Source organism: Cognatiluteimonas telluris (genome assembly GCF_011320095.1).
Classification (GTDB): domain Bacteria; phylum Pseudomonadota; class Gammaproteobacteria; order Xanthomonadales; family Xanthomonadaceae; genus Cognatiluteimonas; species Cognatiluteimonas telluris.
Genome location: NZ_JAANOY010000004.1, coordinates 17,854 through 33,121 on the forward strand (window position 1 = coordinate 17,854; position 15,268 = coordinate 33,121).

Here is a 15,268-nt window from a genome sequence, read left to right on the forward strand (position 1 = left end):
CGAGAAGGAGAGTCCATGGCCCGCTTCACCCTCCTGACGCTCAACATCAATGGCGGCTTCGACCTGTCGCGGCGACGCTTCGTGCTGCCTGCGCTGCGCGATGCCGTTCGCGGCGTGGGAGCCGACATCGTGCTGCTGCAGGAGGTGCTGGGCCAGCACGACAGCCATGCGCGGCGCCATGGCGATTGGCCTTCGCTCGCGCAGCAGGAGTACCTCGCCCAGGCGCTATGGCCGCATAACGCCTACGCGCGCAATGCCGTGTTCGCCGAGGGCCACCAGGGCAACGCGCTGCTGTCGCGCTTCCCGATCGCGCATTGGGCCAACCACGAAGTCTCCGTCGCCGGACACGAGCCCCGCGGCCTGATGCACGTCGCCATCGACCTGCCGGGGACCACAGCGCCTCTGCACCTGGTCAACGTGCATTTTGGATTGCACGAGTCGCATCGCCGGTTCCAGGCGGCCAGACTGTGCCGGCTCGTCGAGGACACCATCCCGGCGTCCGCACCGCTGGTGGTTGGCGGCGACTTCAACGACTGGCGCGGACGGGCGCATGGCCTGCTGCTGGCCTGCGGGTTGCAGGAAGCGTTCGAGGGCGAGCACGGCCGCCTCGCGCGCACGTTCCCGTCGCGCGCGCCGATGCTGCCGCTGGATCGTATCTATGTGCGCAACCTGCAGGTCCACTGCGCGCGCATCCTCTCGGGCAGGCCATGGTCGAAGTTGTCCGACCACGCGGGGTTGCTCGCGCAACTGAATGCGTCGCTACCGAACGCGACATGAAGCGGGCGCGTGCCTGCGGGCGAAAAACACACGCACGCAACGCACGTACCTGCAACCTGTGACGGTCGGTGCGTGCCGATCCAACCGGGAGACGAAATGAATACGAATGACAGGCAGGACATGAACCGCGATCCGATCACGGGCGCGCCGGGTTCGCATCCCTTGGGCACCGGCGTGGGCGCCGCGGGTGGCGTGCTGGCAGGCGCTGCGATCGGCTCGTTGTTCGGACCGATCGGCACGCTGGTCGGCGGCGCGATCGGTGCCGCCGGAGGTGGCGCGGCCGGCCATGCGGTCGCCGAGCGCGTGGATCCCACCGCCGAGTCCGAATACTGGCGCACCAATTACCAGACCCGCCCCTATTACCAGTCCAACTTCAGTTACGACACCGACTACGCCCCGGCTTATGCCTACGGCAGCGACGCACGCAGCCGCTACGTCGGCCGGCAGTGGGACGACAGCCTGGAAAGCGACCTGAAGACCGGCTGGGACAAGGTCAAGGCCAAGTCGCGGCTGACCTGGGACGAGGCGAAGAACGCCGTGCGCGACGCCTGGGATCGCGACGACCGCACCTATCGCACTTACGAGGCCACGGACCGCTATTACCGCGACCAGTACGCCAGCAGCGATCGTGATCCGCGCTTCGACTACGACACCGACTACAAGCCGGCGTATCGCTACGGCACCTACGCCCGCGCCAACCAGCTCGACCGCACCTGGGACCCGAGCCTGGAGAGCGACCTCGAGCGCGGCTGGGACAGCGCCAAGGGCACCTCGCGCATGGGCTGGCAGGAGGCCAAGGGCAGCGTCAAGGACGCGTGGCACGGCGTGGAGCGCGCGCTGCCAGGCGATGCTGACAACGACGGTCGCTGAGATCGGGTGAGGAGCAAAAGAGGGCCTTCGGGCCCTCTTTTTTTCTATGGGCTGCCGTCTACGCGGCCGGGTCCTGGAGCAGGTGCCGGCCGGTCCCAGCTCAGGCCTTGGCCGTACCCATCGATGCCGACAGATTGGGGTCGACCGGCGGGGAAGGACCATGCCACGGTGCGGGTTCCCGCGTTTCGATCGGCACGTCGTGGGTGTAGGCCCTGACCCGGTTACGCCCTTCGCGCTTGGCGCGGTACAGCATCTGGTCGGCGTTTGAAATGAGCTTGTCCAGGTCGTAGCCCGAGCTCATCGCGCAGCTGACGCCAAAACTCGCCGTGATCTTGAATGCATGCCCGCTGGGTGCGGAGGCAATGCGCGAGATCCGCACGCGGCAATCCTCCGCAATGCGCGTGGCGGCCTTGGCATCGCAACCCTGCAGCAGGATGGCGAATTCCTCACCACCCAGCCGACCGAAATAATCCATCCGTCGACACAGCTCCGAGCAGGTCTTCGCGACCTCCTTCAGCACCCAGTCGCCGGTGACGTGGCCGTAGGTGTCGTTGATCACCTTGAAGTGGTCGAGATCGAACATGATCAGCGACACCTGCTCGCCGACCTTCGCGCAATGGAGCAAGGTCTTCTCGGCCTGCGCGGTGAAATGATGTCGGTTGCAGATGCCGGTAAGCGCATCGGTCTGCGCCATGCGCCGCAGCGATACATGCAGGCGGCGGGTCTTGTAGCCCCAGTAGGCGATGACCAGCGCGAATATCGCAAAAAGCAGCATCAACTGGCGGGAGCTTTCCGCTTTCTGCTGGTCGACGCGCTGCTGCAGCTGCAGCAGGCTGTTCTGCCGGTTCAGCAATTCGATCTGCTGGTTCTTCTGCTGGTTTTCGTTGCGCACGATCTGGTAGGCGAGCTCCCGGGTCTTGACCTCGTTGAGGTAACCCTGCTCGGCCGCTGCATAGTGCTTGTAGAAGGCCAGCGCCGTTGAAAAATCCCGCCGCTTCTCCGCGACTTTGTAAAGGGTGGCATAAGCCGATACCAGCGGCGGGCTGTTGACGAGGCTGGGCGATTGGTTGATGGCGATCATTGCATTGCGTTCTGCCGCCTGCAGGTCGTCCTTGCCGAGCTGGATTTCGGCCATCAATGCGCGGATCTCAATGATGAGCCGCGAATAATGCGTCGAATTGATCTGCTCCAGGTGCGACTGGAGCATCGCAAGCGCCCTGTCGCCCTGCCCTTGGGCGATCCACTTCTTCGCCAGGGTGCCGCGGATCAGGTTGGCCATCATGACCTCGCCCTGGCTGAGGCACTGAAGGGCGGCGCTCTCCATGGGAGCATCGTCGTCCGGCAGGGTCCCCAGGTGCAGGAGCGAATCGAACTTCGTGTACGACGCGAAGCACGCGACCCGTCCTGCCAACGGCCTGTTGTTCAAGACAAGATCGGCGTAGTGGCTGCCCAGTGCATATTGGCCGAGCTGGTTGTACAGCGTGGCGGCGACGATGAGTCCCTGCTGGCGCAGGTTTGGATCGTCGACTTGGTCGATCAGCGCCAGGGTCTGGCCCAACTGCCGGAGGCCTTCGTTGAAACGGCCGTTCAGCGAGTAGGTATTGACGACCAGGGTTCCCGCCTGGAATTTCAGGTTCACGTCGCTTGTTTCGGCAATGACCTGCTGTGCCAGCCGACTGCCTTCGTCGTACTTCCCCGAATAAGCCAGGTCATAGGCCTGGAGGTACTGCATCTCCTGTCGCTGCCTTAGGGTCGCCTGGCCGGCTTGCCCGTTCAGCTCCGCCAGCAGCCGCTTGAACCTGGGCGGATCGGAGCTGCGGATCGCCTGCGCCTGCTTCAGAAGCGCTTCCACGGAGGCCGTGGAAGCACGACTGGAGAGCGGCGCGCACATGCACGCCAACAGCAGCAATGGCAGGATCAGGCGCACTGCGTGGTCACCCGGTCGCGATCAGGCGGCCAAGCAGAGCGATGCTTCGTCCGGCACGTCCTCGGCCGGCGATTCCTCGTCGTCGAGAGGCTCTTCGTTCGGTGCCATGATGCCGAAGAACATGCTCGATCGGCCACCCAGCACCTGGGCGAGCGCCGCGTGGTCCCGGTTGAGCAGCGCGACGAGCTCCGCCCCCTGCACATCCAGGGTCCTGACGGCATCGCAATACTCGCTTTCGTGCATCGGGTTGCTCCCGATCGCCTCGAGAAATTGAATCGTACTCCGCATGACCATCCCCTTGATAGGTCGCTGGAAAGGCGCTTCCCAACGAAGACATTCCACGATCACCGGAGCGCTCCGGCATTGGCAGGCAGGCGTCGGATGGAAGGAACGATCAACGCGTTCCTTGTTCCGCTACCGCCCGCCGGCATTCCTATGCGTGCTCGTCCGCCGCCATGATGGCGAACACCATTGTCCGGGCACCATCGATTTGCGCACGCAGCGATACCTGGTCGCGATCCAGGAGTGCGCGCCGCTCTCCTTCCTCGAGATCGAAACACGCCAACGTGGCAGCGTATTCCATCGTCGTCATCGGAATTCGACCGATGGATTCCAGGCACCTGATGACGTCACTCATGTTCGTTTCCCTCAGTGGACGGCCGGGGTTGCACCGGCCGATTGGAGGTTCCTGTCCAGCTGCGCGAGCCGCTCCAGCATTGCCTCGTTGCGTGCCATGCGCTTGGCGGGCGGAATCACCAGCGTCGTCTGCAAGCGCATGTCGGCCTCGATGATCCCAACCAGCGGCATTCGTTCCAACCGTGGCGCGTTGATCGGGAGGGTAGCAGCTTCATAGGCGACGACTTCATGCGAGGACGGATAGTCTTCGGACAACAGCTCCACGAGTAGGCGACGGTAGTCCGGACCGGTGGCGAAGCGGCTGAGCGAGCGGTCGCCCGCGAGCCCGATCTGCCATAGGACCAGGTAGGCCGTGGGGTCGATGCGGCGTTGGTAGAACATGAATTGGCTGGCCTCGTAGTGCTGGCAGCCGTAGGTTCCGGGGTCGACGCCCAGGTCGGCATAAAGGCAGTCCTCGGCCGAAATCCCCGGCTCCATGATGGCCTTGAAGCCTTCGGCCAGCGCGCCGGCCACAGCATGGTGGGGCACCTGCGCGAATACCCCGGGGTGGCCGTAGAACACGCCGCAAACGCGCCGTCCGGCACGGACTTCGGCAAGCATAGCCTCGACCATCTCACGGTAGCCCTGCGTGCGTGGCCGGCCCTCGATGTAATAAGGCTGCAGGCTCCGCATGTCAGGTCGCATCTCCTTGACCCACAGCTCCACGATGGCGTCGGAGACCAGCGCGAACACGACGTCCGCCTGCTCGATATGACTGCGCGAGCGCGGGCTGAGGTGGGCGCCGAGCATCATGCCAAGCCCGACGCAGGCGAGGCTTCCCTGCTGAGTCATCGATCTACCCCGGTGTGAAGGCCGTGACTTTATCCGCTGGCTGCGGCTTCCGCCATTGCAGGGCCCGGCTCCGGCGCCCGCCAGCGGCTTCGCGGCAGTTCCCACTCGCCTCCTTGCGGACGCTCGGGCGTTGGCGGCAGGGCGGTGTAACCCAGCCGCGTCATCATCCGGATCACGGCCGGGTTGTCGACGACCGACTGGCGGGCGCAGATCGACTGCAGCCCGAATGCGGAGAAGGCATGGTCGGCCATGCCCTGCATCGCTTCGCTGCCGATGCCGCGCCCATGCGCGGGGGCCACCAGCATGACGCCGATCTCGGGGCGGTCTCCCGATCCGATCAGGCCCAGCAGCCCGATCGCCGCGCCGCCCTGCTTGCCATGGATGATCCAGCGTTGCGGCCGTGGCGACTGATTGCGCAAGGCGACCTCGAAACTACGCTGAGCTGCTTCCATCGAGAGCGGCGGCGCGATGAAGCGCATGAGCTCGGCAGTGGTGTAGAGCTGGCAATACAGCGCCGCATCGGAGCCATCGAGCGGCCGCATGCGCAGCCTCGCGGTCTCGAACTCGTCCGCAACACGGTGCACGCCCGCAATGGCAGCCACTTCATGGGTCCTCACTCGCCCTCCTCGGCCCGAACCACCCGGTTGCGCCCCGCCGCCTTGGCCGCATACATCGCCGCGTCCGCGCGGTGGATCAGATCGGCCGTGGACTCGTTGGGTCGCAGCGTGGCCACGCCGATGCTGACCGTCAGCCCGGTCACGGCGCCGCCCCGCGCGCCCATGGCCTGCACCTGCCGGCGCAGCCGCTCGGCGACCTGCATGGCGCGCGGGCCGTCGGTGCCGGGCAGCGAGACGACGAACTCCTCGCCACCATAGCGGCCGATCTGCTCGTGGTCGCGCAGCACGCGCCCCATCCATTGCGCCAGCGACTGCAACGCGGCATCGCCGGCTTCGTGCCCGTGCACGTCGTTGAGCTGCTTGAACTTGTCCAGGTCCAGGAACAGCAACGACAGCGGGCGGTCGAAGCGGCGCGCCGACTCCTCCAGCTGGGCCAGGCGGTCGCTCCAGGCGCGGCGGTTCCAGACGCCGGTGAGTGGGTCGATGTCGGCCAGACGACGTGCGGCGTCGCGGTCCCGGCGCAGGGCCAGGCTGCGGTCGGCCAGGCCCAGCGACAGCACCACGGCGTCGAAGGCGCCCGCGGCGAGCGCGGCGTCGCCGCTGCCGGTCCATCCGGCAAGCAGCCCGTACAGCTGCAGGCTGCCGAGCACGGTCACCGCCAGCAGCGGAACCCAGCCCGCCAGGTAGAACAACGCATAGCGCGAACCGCGGCATGCGGCCACGATGGCCACGCCCACGATCAGCGGGCCGCCGAGGATCAGCACCGGATTGACCAGCGCACGCACCAGCGGCGCGGCGACCGGCAGCATGCCGGCCAGCGACAACACCGCGGTACCCGCCGCATAGCCGACCAGCAGGCGACGTCCGCCCGGCGCATGGCGGCGCAGGTGCGCGAAGCGGTCGAGGAACAGGATCGCGAACACCACCGACACCGCCGTCGCCAGCCGCCCCCACTCACGCGGCGCGGCGGCGATCCAGTCCCAGCCCAGCGGGTCGTAGGCGAAGCCGCACTGGATCGACAGGATCAGCGCATAGGCCAGCACGAACACCGCATAGAAGGCGAACGTCGCGTCGCGCAGGTCGAAGGCGAACACCAGCGCCATCAGCGCCATCGCCGCCATCACCGCCAGGCAGGCCGCGGCGAAGGCCAGCCACCGTGCGTCGTCGCGCAGATAGCCATCCACCGGTTCGACCGCGAAGCTCATGGGCGCGGCGATCACGCCGCCGGAATGGATTTCCAGCAACAGGGGCCCGCCATCGCGCGGCAGGGCCGGCAGCGGGAACACCAGGCTGTCGTGCATCGGCCAGGCATCGGCGGCGTTCGCACCCAGGCGCGCCGTGCGTGGCATCGCGCCCGGCGCGTGCAGAGAGACGGCCTGCAGGCCGGGCGACCGCACCTCGAGCACGTACGCGCCGGTGGGCCACTGGCCACGTGCGGGCCGGAGCGAAACCCAACTGCCGCGGGCATCGGCGAAGACATGCAGCTGCTGCGGATCGAAGGCCTGGCCCCAGGACGCGATGACCTGCGTGTCGGGCGGCTGCGCGCTCCACCGCCCCTGCAACGCCAGGCCCGGTCCTTCCGCGGCGCGACCCACGGGCGCGAGCACGACCCACGCCAACACCACGCACAGCGCTGCCGTGGCCAGGCGAAGCCAGTGGCGCCCGCCGGACCGGCCGGTATGTGAAGTCCCCGTCACCGGGCAAGGGTACCGGCGTCGGATGGCGCGTGGCCACCAGGCGCGACGATTCACGGGCCGTGCGTTAGCGCCGTCGGTACCAGGCGAGGACTTCCGGCGACAGCCAGGCCTCCAGGTCGATGTCGAGCGCGGCATAGCCGTCCAGCGCATCGCGCACTTGGCGCGCGACGGGCGACGGGGCCGTGCCCGTCGCCGCGGAATCGAAGTCGTCCGCCGACAGCGCGGCAAGCGTCCACGCGAACAGGCGGTCGCTGCGTTCGAGCAGTTGCTTCCGCGCCCACCGCCGCAGCGGCGCATGGAGGACGTAGCCACCGGCGGCGAGCGTGCCTGCGGCCTGGTTTAGGAGGTCGTAGGCGCCCCGATACCACTCCGTGTGCCCTGCCGCCGCACGCCGGATCACCAGCGGCGCGGGGGCATTGTGTTCGGCGATGGCATGGGCCAGGCCAAGTTCCAGGTCGCGGGCGTCACGAACGGTTTCGGCCTCGACCAGGAACGCGCGCTCCAGGTCGAAGAATCCGTGCCAGCGCGGGTGCAATGCCTGCATCCGGTCGAGCGGATCGCGCGAGAAGCCGAGCTTGAGGATGTCCTCGTACGCGCAGGGCAGCACATACAGGTAGCAGCGCCCGCGGCTGGGCCCACGATTGCCGGGTTCGCGCGGGTCGATGCGGCCAGCCATGCCTGCAGTTTAAATCGCGGCCCCAACCAAGCTTCGCGAAGGCCCGCTGCCGACCTCACCCGGATTCACGCGCCGTCTGGCTACGCTTGCCGCAGATGAAAATCGCGACCTTCAACGTCAACGGCATCCGCTCGCGACTGGCTTCGTTGCTGCAGTGGCTGGATCGCGAGCAGCCCGACGTCGCCTGCCTGCAGGAGCTGAAGGCGCCCGATGATGCCTTCCCCATCGACGCCATCCGCGCCGCGGGGTACGGCGCGCTGTGGCATGGGCAGCGATCCTGGAACGGGGTGGCGATCCTCGCGCGCGGTGCCGAGCCGGTCGAAAGCCGGCGCGGGCTGCCTGGCGATCGCAGCGACGTGCAGAGCCGGTATCTGGAAGCCGCCGTCGATGGCGTCATCGTCGGTTGCCTGTACCTGCCCAACGGCAATCCGCAGCCCGGACCCAAGTTCGACTACAAGCTCGCCTGGTTCGAGCGGCTGATCCGGCATGCCGCGAAGCTCTACGACAGCGGCCATCCGGTCGTGCTGGCGGGCGATTACAACGTCGTGCCCACCGATGAGCTGGACATCTACAACCCGCGCTCCTGGCGCAAGGACGCACTGCTGCAGCCGGAGAGCCGGGAATGCTACGCACGCCTGCTCGACCAGGGCTGGGTCGATTCGCTGCGCGTGGCCCATCCGGACGAAAAGATCTTCACCTTTTGGGACTACTTCCGTCGCCATTGGGAAACCAACTCCGGCCTGCGCATCGATCACCTGCTGCTCAACGCCGAGTTGGCGCCTCGACTGCGTTCAGCCGGCGTCGACCGCTGGGTACGCGATCTTCCCGGCGCCAGCGACCACGCACCGACCTGGATCGTGCTCGACAGTCCGCGTGCGAAAAAGAACAGCGCAAGCAAACGTAACTCGAAGGCCGGCAAGACTGTCGCGCCAAAGCGCCCCAGGCGGACGCGGACCGCGTAAGCGCGGCCTCAGCTGCGAGTCCGGAGCGCCGCATGGATGTGCCCGCATCGCAAGCGCAGGCGTCGTTCGCAGACGGCTCCATGCGCGATCCCTCCGCTTGCTCGCGTGCATGCAGGCACGCGACTGTCCCGCAGACGCCTGCCAGACGCGCGACGACGCGCATGAATGATTCAACGAGTTGATCCACGCTTAACCCGAAATGGCCGCGACACTAACGCACGCCTGCCTACAGTCGCACCCGGTCCAAGCACGCAATGGCTGGACTGGAAGCGGCGCATTTCGCGCCAGCAATCAGGAGACGAAAACCATGGCCAACACGGGCAGCAACGACAGCACCAGCAACCGCGGTTTCGCAAGCATGGACGACGACAAGCAGCGCAAGATCGCACAGAAGGGCGGCGAAGCCGTCAGCCAGGATCGCGAACACATGTCCGACATCGGCCGCAAGGGTGGCGAGCACTCGCACGGTGGCGGCAACCAGGGCGGCAACCAGGGTGGCAACCGCGGCAACAACCAGGGCAGCAATCGCTGATTCAGTGACTCGATAGCGACGCCAGGCGCCCGCTCCGGCGGGCGTCCTTTCATCTGCGATGCTGTTTGATCATTTACCGTCCCGATCGGACAAGCCCTGCACTCGAGCGCCATTGCGTTGGAGCACGCGGCACATGCCGCGCGGGTTCAGGCCGGCGCGGTCGCAGTATGGACAGGCGAACCGGCAGCATTTCACCGCGGCGACGCCAAGCAGCCATCAATCGCGGTCGCTGGGCGCGCTTGCCATCCACGCATCCATTGCCAACTGGAACGAACGCACGCGTGCCGCATGCTCGTAGATATTGGCCGTGAACAGCAGTTCGTCCGGGCGATGGCGGGCGATGAAGTCATCGATGCCGCGCCGCGCCGTGACCGGGGAGCCCACCACCGCGCATGCCAGCGCGCGATCGACACCGGCCTTCTCGGCAGGCGTGCAGTACGCATCGATCGCCTCGGCGCTCGCCAACGGGGGCGCCACCAATCCCGGGCGGCCGCGTCGCAGGTTGACGAAGCTCTGCTGCTGGGTGGTAAACAGCCGCCGGGCCTCGGCGTCGTCATCCGCGACGACGACATTGAGTGCAAGCATCACGCGTGGCCGCGCCAGTCGCGCCGATGGCCGGAACTCGCTGCGATAGACCGCCAGCGCCTGCTCGAGTGCGTCCGGCGCGAAGTGCGAGGCGAACGCGTAAGGCAATCCGAGCATCGCCGCCAGGCGTGCGCCGAAGAGGCTGGAGCCCAGGATCCAGACCTCGACCTGGCTTCCGGCGCCCGGCACTGCCTGCACCGGTTGCCCCGGACTCGATGGCTCGAAGTAACCCAACAACTCCATCACGTCCGCCGGGAATTCGTCGGGGTTGGGGTAATAGCGTCGCAGCGCCTTGGCTGCTGCCTGGTCGGTGCCGGGAGCGCGCCCCAGGCCCAGGTCGATCCGCCCCGGGTGCAGCGCCTCCAGCGTGCCGAACTGTTCGGCCACCTGCAGCGGCGCGTGGTTGGGCAGCATGATGCCGCCGGCGCCGACATGGATCGTGGAGGTGCCGGAGGCCACGTGCCCGATCAGCACCGCGGTCGCCGCGCTGGCGATGCCGGGCATGTTGTGGTGCTCGGCCAGCCAGTAGCGGTGGTAACCCAACCGCTCGGCGTGGCGCGCCAGGTCAAGCGTGTTGGCGAAGGTCTGCCGCGCATCGCTGCCTTCGGTGACGGGAGCCAGGTCAAGCACCGACAGCGCGACGGATGAGCGGGGTGTGTTCGGGGTCATGCCTGTTCCTGTCGTTGAACGCCGATGCACCGGCGGCGGGTGTCGTCTCGCCGGGTGGCGCGCTCGCGTCCTGCGCATTCGCATGCCTGCGTCGTGCCGTCGCGGCCAATCGTCCCGCGTTGGTTATTGTGCAGCCTCGTCCGGCGGCGACAGCCGCTGCCGGTGCCGCTCATCGAAGACCGCCGTGCCCAGCGCGCCGACGAAGACGATCAATCCGGCGTAATAGATCCACACCAGCGCGAGCATCAGCGCACCGGCCGAACCATAGGCCGACCCGGGGTCGGAACGCTCCAGGTACCAGCCGATCGCCTGGCGGCCCAGCAGGAACAGCACGGCCGTCGCGCCACCGCCGGCGAACGCATGCCGCCAGCCGACCCGGCGATCGGGAAGGAAGTGGTACATCAGCGCGAATCCAAGCGCGTAGATGCCTCCGGTCGCCAGCGTGGCCATCAGCGGCAGCATCCAGTCCACGCGCCCGAACGCCATCTGCAGGAAGGTATTGACCGTCATCGATACCAGCAGCAGGAATCCGATCGCGAACACCAGTCCGAACGAGAACACGCGCTTGCGCAGCCACGCCAGCACCCCTGGCAGCCGCGCGGCGTCGGTGCGGAAGATCCTGTTCAACGCATCCTGCAGCTTGGCGAAGACAGCCGTCGCGCCGACGAAGAGCAGCAGCGTGCTCCACACGCTCGCAAACGATCCCGTCCCCGGCGTGATGCGCGCATGCTCGACGATGGTCAGGGCGATCCGCTGGGCTTCCGGGCCGGCAAGCTGGCCGACCTGGTCCAGCAGCGCCTGCTGCGCGCCCGGCAGCAGCCGCGTGGCCAGCCACAGGATGATCAGCAGCAGCGGCGACAGCGACAGCACGGCGTAGAACGCCAGCGCGGCCGACTGCGACAGCAGGTCCGCATCGATGAAGCGTCGCAGCAGCGCCATCGGCAACGCGCCGCGCGCACGCCGCACGGACGCTTCCACCGGTGGCGCGCGCGTGGACGTGCCGCTCTGGTCGCGCGGCGCGCGCGGCTGGGTGGGATCCAGCGCCTGCCTGGCCTGCGACGCGACCTGCCTGATGCTTGAGGCGCCTGGGTGGTTGTCCATGGGTCCTTGGCTCGCCGGTTGGCGGGAGCGCTGCCGGGAGGGAGCGGCATGCGCCAGCGGTGCTTGCATGCAGCGCGAGCGCGCAGCCAGTCTGCCCCCGCGACACGCCCATCAATAACGCCGATGGCGTGAAGCGGGCATCGCCTGTCGCCGCGTCAGCGCGCGCCTGCCTCGTTCGTCGCCCTGCTATGCCGTGCGGCGCGATTTCTTGTGCTGGTACATCGCCGCATCGGCCGCGGCCAGGATCGTCGCTGCATCCGAATGGCCGTCATGCGCGACCCAGCCAACGCTGGCGCCGATGCCGAGCTCGACCTGCTTCACACGCCGCGAGCGGCGCAGCGCGGCGATGATGTTGGCGGCGATCGCCTCGACATCGCGCTCGCCGTTGCGCAGCGACGCCAGCAACACCACGAATTCGTCGCCGCCCAGGCGCGCCACCAGGTCGGCCTCGCGCAGGCACGCGGTCAGCGTGGCGGCGGCTTCGACGAGCACCGCGTCGCCGATCGCATGGCCATGGGTATCGTTGATCGACTTGAAATCGTCCAGGTCCAGGAACAGCACGGCGAATCCACCCGACGTGCCATCGTGCGCGGCGCAGACCTCTTCCAGCCGGGCCAGGAAATGCGCGCGGTTGGGCAGCCCGGTGAGGGCGTCGTACAACGCGGCATCCTGGTACTCACGGGCCTTGGCGCTGGTGACCTTCAACGCCGATTCCAGCTTGGCCAGCAGCCGGGCGTTGTCGTCCAGCGCCACCTGCCGGCCGAGCGCGCCACCCAGCGCGTTGCCGATCAGCGCGACCGCCTGCGCGTCCAGTTCGTCGAACGCACGGCTGACGCTGGAACACACTTCCAGCACGCCCAGCACCTCGTCGCCAAAGCGCAACGGCGTGGCGATCAGCGAATGCAGCTGCCAACGCGAACGCGCCGTTCCGTCGATGCGCGCGTCCTCGAAGGCGATGTCGCTGTGCAGCGGCTGGTGCTGGCGCAGGCAGGCACGCGCCAGAGTCTGTCCACGCTCGAACGCCGCGCTATCGATCCCGACCATCTGCCCGCGCGCCGAAGCGATCGACAACGCGCCATCCGCGTCCGCCATCAGCACCACGGCGCCCGTTGCACGCGTGAGTTCCATGACCGTGCGCGTCGCCTGGTCGAGGAACGATGCGGTGTCGCCGGCGTGCTCGGCGATGCGCACCAGCGCATCGACCACGCTGCGCAGGCGCAGGAATTCGCTCTTGCCACGCGCAGGCGACACCCACGCCGTCGCTCGCGGGCTCGACCTTCGCGTCGTTTCGGGGCCTGGCGTCAGTCCAATCAATGCGCAATCCCACGATATGCAGTCGCATGATCGTAGGCATCGGCAGTCAAGCGACGGTGAGCGTGCTGCGTTCAGCGAGGAATATGTTCATAAGTGTGACGCAATTCAACCTGGACATGAATGCGTGCAAGCTCCATTCAGCTGCAATCGCCGCTTCCCTGCCCCGTGGGCAAACCCGCGGTCGGATCGCTGCACCGCGCGCGGCGGCGCGTGCTCCGCCGGCTGCTGCACCGCGCGGGACGGCTGCCTTCGCCAAGCAGGCGCGGCACGGACCGTGGATCGATGCCGCTACACACGGCACCTGTCGCACGCGCCGGCAGGCGCCTGAGTTTTGCGACGCGGCTCCCACAGTGGTGGCAGGCCGCTTCATTCATCTTTCACCAGGCGGCGCACTACTGTGGCCGGCATGATCGATGCCACCGACATCCTTGGCGCGCGCATCCTGGTGGTCGACGACGACGTCGATGCCGCCAGTACGCTGGCGCAACTGCTGGCGCTGCACGGATACAACGCCGTATCGGCCATCACCGACCCGCGCCTGGTCCGCGACATGCATCGCAGCCATGACTACGACCTCATCCTGCTCGACCTGCACATGCCAAGCATGGACGGTTTCGCGGTGATGGAGGGGCTGCGCGAGTTCGAGCGTGACGGCTACCTGCCGGTGCTGGCCATCACCGGCGAGCCCGGGCATCGCGTGCGCGCGCTGAAACTCGGCGCCAAGGATTTCCTGCGCAAGCCGGTGGACGTCGACGAGTTGCTGCTGCGCGTGCGCAACATGATCGAGGTACGGCTGCTGTACAAGGAACGCGCGCCGGATCCGGTCACCCCCTGAGGCGTCCGGCGTCAGCGCAGCTGGCTGTCCTTGCTGCCACGGCGGTTGTAGCCCGCGTACGCCGCCTGTTCCGCATCCCGCGCCTGCTGGCAGGCCACGCACAGCCGCACGCCCGGCACCGCCTTGCGCCGCGCCTCCGGGATCTCGCTCTCGCATTCCTCGCAATACGCCAGGCCAGGGCCCTGCGGCATCTGGCTGCGCACGCGTTTGATGCCGTCCTTGATGGTGGCATCGATCTGGTCCTGCACCGCGCTGTCGCCCGCCCAACCCGTGGCCACGGCCTGCTCCCGGTCTCGATCCGCCGACAAGGATAAAGGGCGACGGGTGAACGTGGAACGCACGCCAGCCGCTGCCGATCCGGTCAAACCTTACTGCCCGGCTAGGGTGCCGATGCACGATCGACGTGGTGGTCGGTGGCTGGATTCATCTTGCTGACCGCGTGCATTCACGGGCCGATTGCGGCTGGCGTGCTTCATTGCGCGCCATCCCAACCACAGGAGTCACCCGTGGCAGACAATGCAGACCGGCGCCTGCCGTTTCGCACACCCGGCAACGCCCTCAAGCGCGAGGTCAACGGCGCGCAGCTGGCCACCCTCAATACGCTCGAGCGCTTCGGCTGGGACATCAAGTTCATCCGCCGCACGCCCGGGGAGGCGCCACTGGTGGTGCTGCACGACCCGGACACGCGCAAATACGCCGTGCTCAAAAGCGACGGCGAACTAGACGAGAACCCCGTGTGGGAGCGCTTCCGTTCGTAGTCCGGCAGGAGGATGCGGTTGGCTCGCAGAGGGTCGTTGGCTGGAGGCCTGCGAAGCCACGGTCGCTGGAGCGCGGGCTTCGCCGGAATGACCGCCGGAAGCTGCGGCATCGGAAAAGGATGCGGACCCGATCAGGGGCAAGGTGCCATGTGCTTGCGAGCGCCCGAAGTGGTGGGCCCGGTCTGATCGCCACTCCCGCGCACGCCCGACTCGATCGCACCGACTGGATGGATTCGTGCGCCGATACGGCACCCTCGTCAGTCCGCCGGACCAGGCGCTGATCGAACGACGACAACGCGCCCGCCGGCCTGGGGATCGCCGTGACACCGCCGCGCCCGTGTTGGCTCCAAACTGCCGCTTCCGGCACAGGGGCGACCGGTCGGGCTTTGTTATCTTCCGGGGCTTGCCAACCGCCGGGGTCCTCCATGCCTTGTTCGCGACTGACCGCTTCGTTGCGCTGCCTCATGTTGTGTTGCCTGTG

General features: G+C 67.5%; 17 protein-coding genes. 6 read left to right on the forward strand and 11 right to left on the reverse strand.

The annotated features are described in order from the left end of the window. Positions 1-15: 15 nt before the first annotated feature. On the forward strand, positions 16-777 hold the full coding sequence (locus G7B67_RS04175; RefSeq protein ID WP_166208317.1) for an endonuclease/exonuclease/phosphatase family protein: 762 nt from the start codon (positions 16-18) through the stop codon (positions 775-777). A gap of 96 nt (positions 778-873) precedes the next feature. Continuing rightward, complete coding sequence (locus G7B67_RS04180; protein WP_166208320.1) at positions 874-1,647, forward strand: hypothetical protein; 774 nt, start codon at positions 874-876, stop codon at positions 1,645-1,647. A gap of 100 nt (positions 1,648-1,747) precedes the next feature. Here the strand turns inward: G7B67_RS04180 and G7B67_RS04185 are convergent, their stop codons facing one another. From G7B67_RS04185 to G7B67_RS04215, 7 genes are all read right to left on the reverse strand, one after another. Continuing rightward, entirely contained in the window at positions 1,748-3,574 is a 1,827-nt protein-coding gene (locus G7B67_RS04185; protein ID WP_166208323.1) for a sensor domain-containing diguanylate cyclase, read from the reverse strand. A gap of 21 nt (positions 3,575-3,595) precedes the next feature. Then, positions 3,596-3,817, reverse strand: a complete 222-nt coding sequence (locus G7B67_RS04190; RefSeq protein WP_166208326.1) for a hypothetical protein — start codon at positions 3,815-3,817, stop codon at positions 3,596-3,598. Positions 3,818-4,007: 190 nt separating this feature from the next. Further along, positions 4,008-4,211 carry a hypothetical protein gene (locus tag G7B67_RS04195; RefSeq protein ID WP_166208329.1) on the reverse strand — a complete coding sequence of 68 codons (204 nt, stop codon included), beginning with the start codon at positions 4,209-4,211 and terminating at the stop codon, positions 4,008-4,010. Positions 4,212-4,222: 11 nt separating this feature from the next. Then, positions 4,223-5,041, reverse strand: a complete 819-nt coding sequence (locus G7B67_RS04200) for an SAM-dependent methyltransferase (protein ID WP_166208332.1) — start codon at positions 5,039-5,041, stop codon at positions 4,223-4,225. Positions 5,042-5,070: 29 nt separating this feature from the next. Next, positions 5,071-5,583: a GNAT family N-acetyltransferase gene (locus tag G7B67_RS04205; protein WP_243412253.1), complete on the reverse strand. Its 513-nt coding sequence runs from the start codon at positions 5,581-5,583 to the stop codon at positions 5,071-5,073. Between the two features lie 71 nt (positions 5,584-5,654). Next, on the reverse strand, positions 5,655-7,355 hold the full coding sequence (locus tag G7B67_RS04210) for a GGDEF domain-containing protein (RefSeq protein ID WP_166208337.1): 1,701 nt from the start codon (positions 7,353-7,355) through the stop codon (positions 5,655-5,657). A 64-nt stretch (positions 7,356-7,419) separates the two neighbouring features. After that, positions 7,420-8,031 carry a GIY-YIG nuclease family protein gene (locus G7B67_RS04215; protein WP_166208340.1) on the reverse strand — a complete coding sequence of 204 codons (612 nt, stop codon included), beginning with the start codon at positions 8,029-8,031 and terminating at the stop codon, positions 7,420-7,422. 95 nt (positions 8,032-8,126) lie between these two features. On the opposite strand from G7B67_RS04215, the gene xth reads away from it, so the two are divergent. Beyond that, positions 8,127-8,993 (forward strand): exodeoxyribonuclease III, encoded by an 867-nt coding sequence (gene xth / locus G7B67_RS04220; RefSeq protein ID WP_166208343.1) that lies wholly within the window; start codon positions 8,127-8,129, stop codon positions 8,991-8,993. Between the two features lie 307 nt (positions 8,994-9,300). Beyond that, positions 9,301-9,525 (forward strand): KGG domain-containing protein, encoded by a 225-nt coding sequence (locus G7B67_RS04225; RefSeq protein WP_166208346.1) that lies wholly within the window; start codon positions 9,301-9,303, stop codon positions 9,523-9,525. A 216-nt stretch (positions 9,526-9,741) separates the two neighbouring features. Here the strand turns inward: G7B67_RS04225 and G7B67_RS04230 are convergent, their stop codons facing one another. From G7B67_RS04230 to G7B67_RS04240, 3 genes are all read right to left on the reverse strand, one after another. After that, positions 9,742-10,779, reverse strand: a complete 1,038-nt coding sequence (locus G7B67_RS04230) for an LLM class flavin-dependent oxidoreductase (RefSeq protein WP_166208349.1) — start codon at positions 10,777-10,779, stop codon at positions 9,742-9,744. A gap of 123 nt (positions 10,780-10,902) precedes the next feature. Further along, complete coding sequence (locus tag G7B67_RS04235; protein WP_166208352.1) at positions 10,903-11,880, reverse strand: YihY/virulence factor BrkB family protein; 978 nt, start codon at positions 11,878-11,880, stop codon at positions 10,903-10,905. Positions 11,881-12,066: 186 nt separating this feature from the next. Beyond that, positions 12,067-13,131 (reverse strand): sensor domain-containing diguanylate cyclase, encoded by a 1,065-nt coding sequence (locus tag G7B67_RS04240; RefSeq protein WP_166208355.1) that lies wholly within the window; start codon positions 13,129-13,131, stop codon positions 12,067-12,069. 469 nt (positions 13,132-13,600) lie between these two features. Between G7B67_RS04240 and G7B67_RS04245 the strand changes: the two genes are divergently transcribed. Beyond that, complete coding sequence (locus tag G7B67_RS04245) at positions 13,601-14,029, forward strand: response regulator (protein ID WP_166208358.1); 429 nt, start codon at positions 13,601-13,603, stop codon at positions 14,027-14,029. A gap of 11 nt (positions 14,030-14,040) precedes the next feature. Here the strand turns inward: G7B67_RS04245 and G7B67_RS04250 are convergent, their stop codons facing one another. Next, complete coding sequence (locus tag G7B67_RS04250; protein ID WP_166208361.1) at positions 14,041-14,307, reverse strand: DksA/TraR family C4-type zinc finger protein; 267 nt, start codon at positions 14,305-14,307, stop codon at positions 14,041-14,043. Positions 14,308-14,535: 228 nt separating this feature from the next. Here G7B67_RS04250 and G7B67_RS04255 point away from each other — a divergent pair, with 228 nt between their 5' ends. Beyond that, positions 14,536-14,787: a hypothetical protein gene (locus G7B67_RS04255; RefSeq protein WP_166208364.1), complete on the forward strand. Its 252-nt coding sequence runs from the start codon at positions 14,536-14,538 to the stop codon at positions 14,785-14,787. Positions 14,788-15,268 lie beyond the last annotated feature (481 nt).